The sequence below is a fragment of the Sinomonas sp. RB5 genome, from assembly GCF_054063535.1.
Window position 1 is genome coordinate 24,728 of record NZ_JBSSGJ010000005.1, and the last position, 12,299, is coordinate 37,026.

Genomic DNA, 12,299 nt, shown 5'->3' on the forward strand with positions numbered 1-12,299 from the left:
CAGCTACCCCTTGCGGGAACGAGCCTGTGCCACGAGGGCACGCTGCAGATGGTCGCGGGCCTCGATGACGAGCCGCCGCAGCGCCGCCGGCGCGTCGGCATGCTCCGCGAGCCACGCGTCCGTGCGGCCGAGCACGGGATGGTCCTGGGGGTCCTGGTGCGCACCGAGGGACGAGCCGGCAGGATAGAGGCCGGCCACGAGCCGAGTCGCGATCTCCTGCGACCGTTCGGCCCACACCCGCGTGAGCATCGAGAAGTAGCGGTCCTGGAACGGCAGCCGCAGCTCCTCGGGGCCGAGCATGAAGCCGGCCACGGTGGCCCCCAGGAGGTCGTTGGAGAGCCCGTCGCCGTCCACAACGGCGCGCCACGCGTCCTCCTTCACCTCTGGCACGGGCCGTGCCGCCATGGCCAGGGCGTGCCCCACGCTGCCCTTCGCGGTACGGTCGCGGGCCAGCTCGGCGTCCAGCTCCTCGGCCGTGGCCCGGCCCTGGGCGGCGAGGGCCTGCCACAGGGACCAGCGCAGGTCCTGGTCCACGGCGAGCCCGGAGAGGGTCTCGGCGCCGTCCACGAGGCCCCGGAGCAGGGCGTGCTGGCCGCCGCCGTGCCTGCTGCCGGCAGCGAGGGCGCGGGCCCACGCGAGCTGCTGGTCGGAGTCGGGCTCGGCGGCCAGCAGGGCGCGGGCGACCGCGGCGAGGTAGGCCTCGCGCAGGGTGCCGCGCGCCTCCGGATGGGTGTACCGCTCGATGGCCGTGCGGGCGTTGTCGAGCACGGTCAGCTGGACGCCCACCGTGGTCTCGGCGGCTCCGAAGCGCTCCACGGCCCCCACGTAGTCCGCGGCGGGCATCTCGCCATCGCGCGTCGCGTGCCACAGCGCCGTCCAGGCGAGGGCGCGCGCGAGCGGGTCGGCGATGTCCCCGAGGGCGTCGCGGACAGTCTCCTCGGACCGGGCGTCGAGGCGCACCTTCGCGTACGTCAGGTCCTCGTCGTTGACGAGGAGGAGGTCGGGGGCCGGGACGCCCTCGAGCTCCGGCACTTCCGTCACGCCGTCAGGCGCGTCGGCCGGCAGCTCCACCGGGATGCTCGCCGTGCGCTCGATCGCTCCCGAGTCCGTGCGCGAGTAGAGGCCGACCTTGAGCCGGTGCGGCCGCAGCGCCTGCACCCCCGTGACGGGATCGACGGCGCGCTGGCGGATGGCCACCCGGGCGAGCCGCTCGCCGTCGTGCCCTGAGGCGTGCTCGACGAGCGTCTCCAGGACCGGCAGCCCCGCCGTCTGGAGCCACGCCGCGGCCCAGCCCTGCAGGGGCCGCCCCGAGGCCCGCTCGAGCGCTGCCAGGAGGTCTTCGAGCGTCGTGTTGCCGTAGGCGTGCTGGGCGAAGTAGTCGCGGGCGGCGGCCAGGAAGGCGTCCTCGCCCACGTACGCCACGAGCTGCTTGAGCACCGAGGCGCCCTTGGCGTACGTGATGCCGTCGAAGTTCTGCTCCGCCGCCTCCAGGTCGGCGATGTGGGCCACGATCGGGTGGGTCGTGGGCAGCTGGTCCTGGAGGTAGGCCCAGGCCTTGCGGCGGTTGGCGAAGTTGACCCAGGACGTCGTGAAGCCCGTGGCCCGGTCCACGGCGAGGGTGCCCATGTACTCGGCGAACGACTCCTTGAGCCACAGGTCGTCCCACCAGCGCATGGTCACGAGGTCGCCGAACCACATGTGCGCCATCTCGTGCAGGAGGGTGTTGGCGCGTCCCTCGTACTGCGAGTCCGCGGCGCGGGAGGCGAACACGTACTGCTCCGTGAAGGTCACGAGCCCGGGGTTCTCCATGGCGCCGAGGTTGTACTCGGGCACGAAGGCCTGCTCGTACTTCCCCCACGGGTAGGCGGGGGAGAAGACCGAGTGGTAGAAGTCCAGCCCGCGCCGGGTGAGGTCGAAGATGCGCCCGGCGTCGAAGTGCTCGGCGAGGGACGCCCGGCAGTAGGCGGCGAGCGGGACGGTGAGAGTCGCGCCGTCGCGCGTCGTGCCGGTCCAGACGTCCGCCGTGCGGTGGTACGGGCCCGCGAGCACCGCCGCGAGGTAGGTGGGCATGGGCGGCGTCGGGGCGAAGTCCCAGCGTGCCGCGGCCGGGTCCTCCTCGAGCGGGACGGCCTGCGCCGTCGGCTCGCCGTTCGCGCTGACTACCCACGACGACGGCGCGAGCACCGTGAACGCGAACCGCGCCTTCAGGTCGGGCTGCTCGAAGTTGGCGAAGTACCGGCGCGCGTCCGCTGGCTCGCACTGGGTGTACAGGTACGTCTCGCCGTCGGCCGGGTCCACGAAGCGGTGGAGGCCCTCGCCGCTGCGCGAGTACCGCGCGTGCCCGGTGACCTCGAGGCGGTTGCGCTCGGCGAGGTCCGTGAGCCGGATCCGGGCGCCGTCATAGGCGGCGGCCGGGTCGAGGGCACGGCCGTTGAGGACCAGGCGGTCCACGGACTCCCCGAGGAAGTCCGCGAAGGTCTCGGCGCCGGCCTCGGCCCGGAACTCGATGACGCTCGTCGTCGGGAAGGCTGCCGCTGCGGGATCGGCCGCACGGCGGAGGTCGAGGGTGACGTGGTAGGAGTCGATGCCGAGCAGGCGCGCCCGCCCGGCAGCCTCGTCGCGGCTCAGGTTGTGAGTTGGCACACGGCCCATTCAACCACGCTCCGACAGGCCCGGAAGGGGCGTGCGAGCCCGGGCGGCCGGGCGGACACGCCCCGTCCCGGGGCCCGATATGCGCCGGAGCCGGATTGGTGAAAAGCTGTCCCCTATGTCGGATCTCTTCGAGGACTACTCCGTCGCCGCCGAACGTACCGGCGCGTACGACGAGATGTTCGCCCCCCGCCAGACGGCGCGGCCCAGCTACGGCCATCTCGCGCAGGCGCTCGCCGGACTCGACCTCACCGACGTGACCTCCCGGGCCGATTCGATGGCCCGCACCTTCCTCGACAAGGGCGTCACATTCGACTACGCGGGGGAGGAGCGGCCGTTCCCGCTCGACCTGGTCCCGCGCATCATCTCCGCCGGAGACTGGGACGTCCTCGAGCGGGGCGTGGCCCAGCGGGTCCGGGCGCTCGAGGCCTTCCTCAACGACGTGTACTCGAAGATGGCCGTGGTCGCGGACGGCGTCGTCCCGCGGCGGCTGATCACCACGAGCAAGCACTTCCACCGCCAGGTGCACGGCTTCGAGCCGGCCGGCGGCGTCCGGGTGCACATCTCGGGCATCGACATCGTGCGCGACGCCGCCGGCACCTTCCGCGTCCTCGAGGACAACGTCCGCGTCCCCTCGGGCGTGAGCTACGTCCTCGAGAACCGCCGCGCCATGGCCAAGGGCCTGCCGGAGGCTTTCAGCCAGCAGCCCATCCGCCCGGTGGAGGAGTACCCGCGCCGGCTCCTCTCGACCCTGCGCAAGACCGCCCCCGCCGGCGTGGACGAGCCGACCGTGGTGGTCCTGACCCCCGGCGTGTACAACTCGGCGTACTTCGAGCACACCCTGCTCGCGGGCCTCATGGGCGTGGAGCTGGTGGAGGGCCGCGACCTGATCTGCCGCGGGAACCGCGTGTACATGCGCACCACGGCGGGCGAGCAGCGCGTGGACGTGATCTACAAGCGCATCGACGACGACTTCCTCGACCCGCTGCAGTTCCGCTCGGACTCGATGCTCGGCTGCCCGGGCCTCGTGAACGCGGCGCGCGCCGGCGGCGTGACGATCGCGAACGCGGTGGGCAACGGCGTCGCGGACGACAAACTCGTCTACTCCTACGTCCCGGACCTCATCCGCTACTACCTCGGCGAGGAGCCGATCGTGGCCAACGTGGACACGTACCGGCTCGAGGAGGACGACGCGCGCGAGGAGGTGCTCGACCGGCTCGATGAGCTCGTCGTCAAGCCCGTGGACGGCTCGGGCGGCAAGGGCCTCGTCATCGGCCCGAGTGCCACGCGTGAGGAGCTGGACACGCTCCGCAAGCGGGTCCTCGCGGACCCCCGTGGGTGGATCGCCCAGCCTGTCCTGCAGCTCTCGACCGTGCCGACGCTCTCCGGCGACCGCTTCGGCCCGCGCCACGTGGACCTGCGCCCGTTCGCGCTCAACGACGGCGACGACGTCTGGGTGCTCCCCGGCGGCCTCACCCGGGTGGCGCTCAAGGAGGGCTCCCTCATCGTCAACTCGAGCCAGGGCGGCGGCTCGAAGGACACGTGGGTCCTGGCCCAGTCCCCGGACGTTCCCGTGGAGGCGGAGCCGCGCCACTCGATCAGCATCCGGGAGCGCACGAGCGTGTGGCCGGTCGAGAGCAACTGGCGCGACCGCCAGGCCGAGCAGCAGCAGCAGTGACCACCCGCCGTCGTACGGCTGGCCCCGCCCGCCAGACCCCCGCCCGCACCACGACCCCTCGAGGAGGACGACGTGCTCAGCCGCATCGCTGAATCCCTGTTCTGGATCGGCCGCTATGTCGAGCGCGCGGACGGCACCGCGCGCATCCTGGACGTGCACCTCGAAAGGCTCAACCACCTGCCCGCCGCGGACCAGCGCAGCGTCGCCCAGGAACTCCTCGGCGTCATGGGATCGCGGGCCGACGCGGACGAGTTCGGGCTCACCGAGCTGCTCCAGTCGCTCGCCTTCGACCGCACGAACGCCACGAGCATCGCCGGCTCGCTCGCCGCGGCGCGCGAGAACGCCCGGCGCGCCCGGGAGACCGTGTCCTCGAGCCTGTGGGAGTGCCTCAACACCACGTACTACGGGCTCAGCCAGCACCGCAAGGACGTCGTGGGCACCTACCGCTTCTGCAACTGGGTGCTCGAGCGCACCGCCATGGTCCGCGGCCTCGCGGACACCACCATGAGCCACGACGAGGGCTGGCTGTTCCTCGTGCTCGGCCGCTCGCTCGAGCGGGCGGACATGACCGCGCGGATGCTCTCCACGCGCGAGGTGCACACCGCGGGGATGTCCTGGGTCAACATGCTCCGCTGCGCGGGCGCCTACGAGTCGTTCCTGCGCACCCGCCGCACGGCGTTCGACGAGGGCCACGCCGCCGAGTTCCTCCTCATGGACCGGCTGTTCCCGCGCTCGATCGTGTACGCCCTGCGCGACGCGGACGATGCGCTCGCGAAGCTCGACCCGTCGGACACCCGCGTGGGGTTCATCAACGACGCCCGGCGGATCGTCGGCCAGGCGCGGACGTTCCTCGAGTTCCACCGCACGGACGACCTGATGGTGGAGCTCCCCGAGCACATGGAGCGCGTCCAGAAGGCCGTCGCCCAGACATCTGACGCGGTCTCGCGCAAGTACTTCAACAGGGCCGACGAGCAGGCCTGGGTGGGAGAGGTTTCATGACCAGGCTGAGGATCCTGCACCACACCGCATACCGGTACAACCGGCGCGTGACCCTCTCGTACAACGAGGCGCGCATGACGCCGCTGACCGAGCCCCAGCAGGTGGTGCTCGAGTCGCAGGTCCGCGTCACTCCCACGCAGGCCGCGGTGAGCTCGTACAAGGACTACTGGGGCACGCGCGTGACGGCGTTCGACATGCAGGTCCCGCACGAGTTCCTCGAGGTCGTCTCCTCGACCACGGTCGAGGTGCACCGGGTCGAGCGCGTGCCGGCCGAGGGGGACATCGTCTCGTGGGAGCGCCTGCGCAGCCCCGAGCTCGAGGACCAGTTCAGCGACTGGCTGCCGCAGTCGCGCCTGTCGGGTCCGGGGAGCGAGGTGCTCGGGACCCTTCCCGGCGTCGTGGAGGGCCTCGACCCGCATCGCGCCGCCCATGCCGTGTTCGAGTGGCTGCGGGGCGAGATGCGCTACAGGCCCGGGTCGACGGCGGTGACGACGGATGCCGAGCAGGCCTGGAACCAGCGGGAGGGGGTCTGCCAGGACCTGGCGCACCTCGCGATCGGGTCGCTGCGCAGCCTCGGCATCCCGGCGCGGTACATCTCCGGCTACCTGCACCCGCGCTCGAGCGCGGACATCGGCGAGGTCGTCGCCGGCCAGTCCCACGCGTGGCTCGAGTGGTGGGACGGCGAGTGGCGGTCGTGGGACCCCACCAACCACAAGCCGGCGGGCGACTTCCACGTGACCGTGGCCCGCGGCCGCGACTACCGGGACGTGCCGCCGCTGAAGGGAATCCTCTCGGGCGGCGGCGGTTCCCACCTCGACGTCGGCGTGGAGATCACGCGCCTCGCCTGACCCCTTACCACCCGGCCCCCATGCGTTGAGGAGTCACCTCCGTCGGGTTGGGGAGTCGGCTCCGTCGGGTTGGGGAGTCGGCTCCGTCGGGTTGGGGAGTCACTTCCGTCGGGTTGGGGAGTCACTTCCGTCGGCCCCTGTGGATAACCCAGAGCACGCGTTCGCGATGCGTGCCAGCATGTCCGCATGGACAGCACCGACCCGCTCGACCCCTTGATCCACCGCCCCTTCACGCTCGCGGAGGCGAGAGCCCGAGGCGTCGACTTCCGGGAGGTGCTGCGGTCCGACACGCGGCGCCTCAGCCGCGAGCTCTACCTCTCGGGTGCAGCAGTGCCGAGCCTGCGAGAGCGTGTGCTGGCCCACCTGCTCCTCGCGCCGGACGCATGGGCGTCACACACCACCGCGGCGGCGCTGCACGGCCTATGGCTCCCGGAGATGGCCAGGACCCAGGATGCGATCCACCTGAGCCGGTCGTCCTCGGCAACCCGGGTGCGGCGCGCCGGCGTCGTCGGACATCACGTGCGGGTGCTCCCGGGCGAAGTGCAGGTGCACGAGGAAGGAATCCGCCTCAGCTCACCTGCCCGGACATGGCTCGACCTCGGGCACCTGCTCGGCCACGCCGCGCTCGTGGCGGTCGGTGACCAGCTGATCCGCGAACCGAGGCCTGAATTCGAACGGCGCACCCGGCCCTACGCCACGAAGCGGCAGCTCGATCTGATGCTCCGAGGACACCGGCGCATGAAAGGCGTCGGGAAGTGCCGGGAGGCCCTCAGAGACATGCGCGTCGGTGCTGACTCCGTGCCGGAGTCACTCCTGCGCCTCAGCCTCCTCGCGTACAACTTTCCCGAGCCAGAGCTCCAGATCCGCCTGCATGACTATGATCCGGGGTCCTTCAGTGCCGATATGGGCTACCGTGCGTACCGGATCGCGATCCAGTACGACGGCGGCCATCACCGTTCAGAGGCACAGCGACTCAGCGATGCCCGGCGGGACGCCGCCTTCCGTGCGGCGGGATGGACCGTCATCGTGGTCACCGCGGAAGACCTGAGGGATGACTTCGCCCGCGTCCGAGGTGAACTCAGAAGACAGATGCGCGACCGCGCGGCGTAGTGGCTCCTCAACGGGACGGAGATGGCTCCTCAACGGTGCGGAGGTGACTCCTCAACGGGACGGAGATGGCTCCTCAACCGTGCGGAGGCGGCTCCTCAGGGGCGTCACCAGGGGCTGGGGCGGTAGTCCTTGAGGAAGACCCCGTACAGGTCGGTCCCGGCCTCGCCCACGACGATCGGGTCGTACACGCGGGCGGCACCGTCCACGAGGTCCAGCGGCGCGTGGAAGCCCTCGTCGGCGAGCCGCACCTTCGTGTAGTGCGGCCTCTCATCGGTGATCCAGCCGGTGTCCACGGCCGTCATGAGGATCCGGTCGGTCTCGAACATCTCCCCGGCGCTCGTGCGCGTCATCATGTTCAGCGACGCCTTGGCCATGTTGGTGTGCGGGTGCCCGGGCCCCTTGTACTTGCGCCCGAACTGGCCTTCCATCGCCGAGACGTTGACCACGTACTTGCGCCGCGCCGTGGAACGCCGCATCGCATTCCGCAGGCGGGAGACGAGCAGGAACGGCGCGGTGACGTTGCACAGCTGGACCTCGAGCATCTCGAGCGGGTCCACCTGGTCCACGACTTGGGTCCACGAGTTCACGGCGGCCAGGTCGGGCACGAGGCCGCCGGCGTCGATGGCGGTCCCGGCCTCGATCCGCTCGAGCGAGGCGGAGCCGGTCGAGAGCGCGAGCGAGGTCACGGCGTCGCCGGCGAGTACGGGGTGCTCGGACATGGATCCGGCGATCGAGAGCGGGTGCCTGTCGTGCGCATGCCCGAAGGTCAGCAGCTGCGGGCCGCCGTTGGACGCCTGGAGGGCGGCGGGGAGCGGCTCGGACTCGGCGTCCACGAGCGGCTTGTACGCGTTCCCCGAGCGCCGCACCGTCTGGGCGGCGTTGTTGATGATGATGTCGAGCGGGCCCTCGGCGTCCAGCGTGTCGGCGAGCGAGATGACCTGGGACGGGTCGCGCAGGTCGATGCCCACGATGGTGAGCCGGTCGAGCCACTCGGCGGAGTCCTCCATCGCGGCGAACCGCCGGGCTGCGTCCTTCGGGAAGCGGGTCGTGATGGTTGTGTGCGCGCCGTCCCGGAGGAGCCGCAGCGCGATGTACATGCCGATCTTGGCCCGGCCGCCCGTGAGCAGCGCCCGTCGCCCGGTCAGATCCGTGCGCGCATCGCGCTTGGCGTGGCTCATCGCGGCGCACTCGGGGCAGAGCTGGTGGTAGAACGCGTCCACCTGCGTGTAGTGCTGCTTGCAGATGTAGCACGGCCGTGAGCGGAGGAGGTGCCCGGCGATCTCGCCGGTGGCCGAGGACGCGAGCTTGTTGCCCTTCGTCTCGTCATCGATCCGGTCGGGCGCGGCCGTCGCCGTCTGCGCGATGACGGCCCGGTCCGCCTCGGCGATCGCGTCCCGCTTCGCCGCCCGGGTGAAGCGGCGGTGGGCCTTGAACATCTTGCCGGTCGCGCGCCGCACCGCCACGTAGTCGGGGTGCTCCTCGTCGTACGTGTGGATGCTGCCGAGGACCTTGAGGGCGGCCTGGATCTCCTCAGGGGTCAGTTCGGCCGGCGTGTCAGGGGAGCTCATGGCTTCCCATTCTACGTCGCACGCGCGACGGCGCGGGGCCCGGCCGTGCGGGCCCCGCGCCGTCGCAGCGGGCAGTTCCGGTGCGGCGGTTCAGCTGGCGGAGCGGCGGGCCGCGGACGACGGCGAGGACGCGCCGTCGGCGGTGCCCTCACCGCCGGTGGCACGCGCCGCAGCGGTGGCGTGGCGCTCCTGGATCTTCTCTGCGACCTCAGGCATCTCCGCGGCCACGTCCTCGAGGGCGGCCGGCATCTTCGCCAGCCAGGCTGCGGCGAGCCGGCGCTCGTCGGCGTCGGGCTCGGGGACGAGCTGTCCCTTGGCGAGGACGGTGATGCCCGAGGCGGTCACCTCGAAGCCGCGGCGCCTGTCGAGCTTCTCGTCCACTCCGATCGTGGCGCCGGGCGGGACGATGACGTTCTTGTCGAGGATGGCCCGGTTCACAACAGCGCCGGCGCCGATCTCGACGCTGTCCATGACGACCGAGTCGAGGACCCGCGCGGCGGAGTTGACCCGGACGTCGTGCGAGATGACCGAGCCCTCGACGATCCCGCCGGTGATGACCACGCCGCTGGAGACGATGGAGTCGAGCGCGATGCCGACGGTGCCGCCCTCGCCGCGGACGAACTTCGCCGGCGGCGAGACGCTCTGGTGGGTGTAGATCGGCCACCGGGAGTTGTAGAGGTTGAACACCGGCAGCGGGGAGATGAGGTCCATGTGGGCCTCGTAGAACGAGTCGAGGGTGCCGACGTCGCGCCAGTACGTGCGGTCGCGTTCCGTGGCGCCCGGGATCTCGTTCGTCGTGAAGTCGTAGACGCCGGCCTCGCCGCGGTCCACGAAGTAGGGGATGATGTCGCCGCCCATGTCATGCTTCGTGTCGAGCCGCTCGGCGTCGCTCTTGAGCGCCTCGACGAGGGCGTCGGCGTCGAAGACGTAGTTGCCCATGGAGGCGAGGAACTGGTCAGGGTCGTCGGGGAGCCCGGGCGTCGTCGCCGGCTTCTCGACGAAGGCGGAGATCATCGACGGCTTGGCAGAATCCGTCTCGATGACGCCGAACTGGTTGGCCATGTCCAGCGGCTGCCGGACCGCGGCGACGGTCGCCTTCGCGCCGGAGGCCACGTGGGAGGCCACCATCTGCTCGAAGTCCATCCGGTACACGTGGTCGGCGCCGACCACGACCACGATCTCCGGCTGGGCGTCGTGGATCAGGTTCAGCGACTGGTAGATCGCGTTGGCGCTGCCTAGGAACCAGCTCTTCCCGACGCGCTGCTGGGCCGGCACGGAGGCCACGTAGTTGCCCAGCTGCGGGGAGAGCCGCCAGGTCTCCGAAATGTGCCGGTCCAGGGAGTGCGACTTGTACTGGGTCAGCACCACAATCTGCAGATAGCCGGAATTCACGAGATTCGACATCGCGAAATCGATCAGCCGGTACCCTCCGGCGAACGGCACGGCGGGCTTGGCCCGGTCAGCCGTCAGGGGCATCAGCCTCTTGCCCTCCCCACCTGCGAGGACGATCGCCAATACCTTCTTAGGTGCCACTGCGCAACCCCCGTCATCTCGTGTTCAAGACCTGTTTTCCCGGCCTCCGCGGCTGCGAAACGCGGTCCTCTTCACACTAGTTCAGGTTCCAATGACCGACTACGTTGAAACCGTGCGAATCGACATTGTGACCAAGGAATTCCCCCCGGAGATCTACGGCGGCGCCGGGGTGCATGTGGCCGAGCTCAGCAGGGTCCTCGCCCGCGAGGTTGACCTGCATGTCCACGCCTTCGGCGCCCCCCGCGAAGCCGAGGTGAACGGGGCGGCGGTCACCTCGTACCAGGTCCCCGAGTACCTTTCCGGCGCCAACGCAGCCCTCCAGACCCTCGGGATCGACCTCGGCATCGTCCCGGACGTCGCCGGCGCGGACCTCGTCCATTCGCACACCTGGTACGCGAACATGGCAGGCCACCTCGCCTCGCTCATGCACGGCATCCCGCATGTGCTCTCCGCGCACAGCCTTGAGCCCCTGCGCCCGTGGAAGGCCGAGCAGCTCGGCGGCGGCTACCGCCTCTCGTCCTGGGTGGAGAAGACGGCGTACGAGGCCGCCGACGCCATCATCGCCGTCTCCCACGGCATGCGCGCCGACATCCTGCGCTGCTACCCGGAGGTGGACCCGGCGAAGGTCAAGGTGGTCCACAACGGCATCGACGTCTCGCTCTGGGGCCGCGACGAGGGCACCGAGCACCTCGTGGGCCTCGGGATCGACCCGGCGAAGCCCTCGGTCGTGTTCGTGGGCCGCAACACGCGCCAGAAGGGGGTGCCGTACCTGCTGCGGGCGGCGTCCAAGCTCCCCGCGGACGTCCAGCTCGTCCTCTGCCTCGGCGCCGCGGACACGCCGGAGCTCGCGGCCGAGACCGCGGCGCTGATCGACGGCCTGCGCGCCGAGCGGGAGGGCGTGGTCCTGATCGAGCGGATGCTCCCGCGCGCCGAGCTCATTCAGGTCCTCAGCCACGCGACGGCGTTCGCGTGCCCCAGCATCTACGAGCCGCTCGGGATCGTGAACCTCGAGGCGATGGCGTGCGGCGCGGCGGTCGTGGCCACCGCCACCGGGGGCATCCCCGAGGTCGTCGACCACGGAACCACGGGGCTGCTCGTCCCGATCGAGCAGGTCAGCGACGGCACCGGCACGCCGCTGGATGCGGAGAAGTTCGTGGCGGACTTCGCGGCGGCCCTGACCGAGGTCGTCGCCGACCCGGACCGCGCCCGGGCGATGGGCGAGGCCGGCCGCGTCCGCGCCGAGGCGAACTTCTCGTGGGAGAGCATCGCGGAGACCACGCTCGAGGTCTACCGGTCGGTACTCGCGTAGGCTGGAGTCGAGAAGCGAGCGCACGACGGCGGCGACTCACCCGCGTGGGTGAGTCGCCGCCGTCGTGGTCTCAGCTGTCGCGACGCAGCGTCGATTCAGTCCCGGCTGACGTTGACCTTGGTGGGCCCAGGCCCCGCCTCCGGCGCAATGGGCACGCGGACTTCGAGCACGCCGTCGTGGTAGCTCGCCTTCACGTCCTCGCCGCGGGCGCCGCGCGGGAGCTCGACGGTGCGCGCATACGAGCCATAGCGGAACTCGCTGCGGTAGCCGCCCTTGGTCCGGTTGGCGGTGTCCTCGCGCCGCTCGGCCTTGATCGAGAGCGTCGAGTCCTGCACCGTCACTTCGACGTCCTTCTCGGGGTCGATCCCGGGAAGCTCGGCCCGGACCACGAGGGAATCTCCGTCGCGGAACTGCTCGGTGCGCATCCACGCAGTCTCCCACTCGTCGACGAAGCGCTTGAACTGGTCGGGGAAGCCGAAGCGGCGCATCCCCTCCGGCATCATGTCCCACGGGCCTCTGCGGCCCCATCCATCGCCCATGGATATCCTCCTGACGTGCCCCGGGCACCGGTGCGGCCGGGTCCTGCCTTCAGGCTAGACCCGGCC

Annotated in this window: 9 protein-coding genes; 5 read left to right on the top strand and 4 right to left on the bottom strand. The window is 71.0% G+C overall.

The window, feature by feature from the left end; translation table 11 throughout:
• Positions 1 to 3: 3 nt before the first annotated feature.
• The gene (gene pepN / locus ACVWWH_RS07585) at positions 4 to 2,643 is read right to left on the bottom strand and encodes an aminopeptidase N (protein ID WP_457316155.1); all 2,640 of its coding nucleotides are present in this window, start codon (positions 2,641 to 2,643) and stop codon (positions 4 to 6) included.
• Positions 2,644 to 2,767: 124 nt separating this feature from the next.
• On the opposite strand from pepN, the gene ACVWWH_RS07590 reads away from it, so the two are divergent.
• The 4 genes from ACVWWH_RS07590 (at position 2,768) to ACVWWH_RS07605 (ending at position 7,284) form a co-directional block, all read left to right on the top strand.
• Positions 2,768 to 4,327: a circularly permuted type 2 ATP-grasp protein gene (locus ACVWWH_RS07590; RefSeq protein WP_066497704.1), complete on the top strand. Its 1,560-nt coding sequence runs from the start codon at positions 2,768 to 2,770 to the stop codon at positions 4,325 to 4,327.
• A 72-nt stretch (positions 4,328 to 4,399) separates the two neighbouring features.
• Positions 4,400 to 5,326 carry an alpha-E domain-containing protein gene (locus tag ACVWWH_RS07595; RefSeq protein WP_066497706.1) on the top strand — a complete coding sequence of 309 codons (927 nt, stop codon included), beginning with the start codon at positions 4,400 to 4,402 and terminating at the stop codon, positions 5,324 to 5,326.
• Positions 5,323 to 6,174, top strand: a complete 852-nt coding sequence (locus ACVWWH_RS07600) for a transglutaminase family protein (RefSeq protein ID WP_457316156.1) — start codon at positions 5,323 to 5,325, stop codon at positions 6,172 to 6,174. Before ACVWWH_RS07595 ends, ACVWWH_RS07600 begins: the two co-directional genes overlap by 4 nt.
• Before the next feature lie 186 nt (positions 6,175 to 6,360).
• Positions 6,361 to 7,284, top strand: coding sequence for a DUF559 domain-containing protein (locus ACVWWH_RS07605; protein WP_066497710.1), 924 nt, complete (start codon positions 6,361 to 6,363; stop codon positions 7,282 to 7,284).
• 104 nt (positions 7,285 to 7,388) lie between these two features.
• Here ACVWWH_RS07605 and ACVWWH_RS07610 read toward each other — a convergent pair whose 3' ends face one another.
• Together ACVWWH_RS07610 and ACVWWH_RS07615 are read right to left on the bottom strand one after the other, a co-directional pair.
• Entirely contained in the window at positions 7,389 to 8,852 is a 1,464-nt protein-coding gene (locus ACVWWH_RS07610) for an SDR family NAD(P)-dependent oxidoreductase (protein WP_457316157.1), read from the bottom strand.
• A 90-nt stretch (positions 8,853 to 8,942) separates the two neighbouring features.
• Complete coding sequence (locus ACVWWH_RS07615) at positions 8,943 to 10,328, bottom strand: glucose-1-phosphate adenylyltransferase (RefSeq protein ID WP_457316158.1); 1,386 nt, start codon at positions 10,326 to 10,328, stop codon at positions 8,943 to 8,945.
• A 169-nt stretch (positions 10,329 to 10,497) separates the two neighbouring features.
• Between ACVWWH_RS07615 and glgA the strand changes: the two genes are divergently transcribed.
• Complete coding sequence (glgA, locus tag ACVWWH_RS07620) at positions 10,498 to 11,694, top strand: glycogen synthase (protein ID WP_457316159.1); 1,197 nt, start codon at positions 10,498 to 10,500, stop codon at positions 11,692 to 11,694.
• Positions 11,695 to 11,789: 95 nt separating this feature from the next.
• Here the strand turns inward: glgA and ACVWWH_RS07625 are convergent, their stop codons facing one another.
• Complete coding sequence (locus tag ACVWWH_RS07625) at positions 11,790 to 12,233, bottom strand: Hsp20/alpha crystallin family protein (protein ID WP_457316160.1); 444 nt, start codon at positions 12,231 to 12,233, stop codon at positions 11,790 to 11,792.
• Positions 12,234 to 12,299 lie beyond the last annotated feature (66 nt).

Excerpts from the sequence above, each read along its gene's own strand:
- ACVWWH_RS07590 (WP_066497704.1), top strand. The coding sequence starts at position 2,768 with ATGTCGGATCTCTTCGAGGACTACTCCGTCGCCGCCGAACGTACCGGC.
- ACVWWH_RS07600 (WP_457316156.1), top strand. The coding sequence starts at position 5,323 with ATGACCAGGCTGAGGATCCTGCACCACACCGCATACCGGTACAACCGG.
- ACVWWH_RS07605 (WP_066497710.1), top strand. The coding sequence starts at position 6,361 with ATGGACAGCACCGACCCGCTCGACCCCTTGATCCACCGCCCCTTCACG.
- ACVWWH_RS07610 (WP_457316157.1), bottom strand. The coding sequence starts at position 8,852 with ATGAGCTCCCCTGACACGCCGGCCGAACTGACCCCTGAGGAGATCCAG.
- ACVWWH_RS07615 (WP_457316158.1), bottom strand. The coding sequence starts at position 10,328 with ATGCCCCTGACGGCTGACCGGGCCAAGCCCGCCGTGCCGTTCGCCGGA.
- ACVWWH_RS07625 (WP_457316160.1), bottom strand. The coding sequence starts at position 12,233 with ATGGGCGATGGATGGGGCCGCAGAGGCCCGTGGGACATGATGCCGGAG.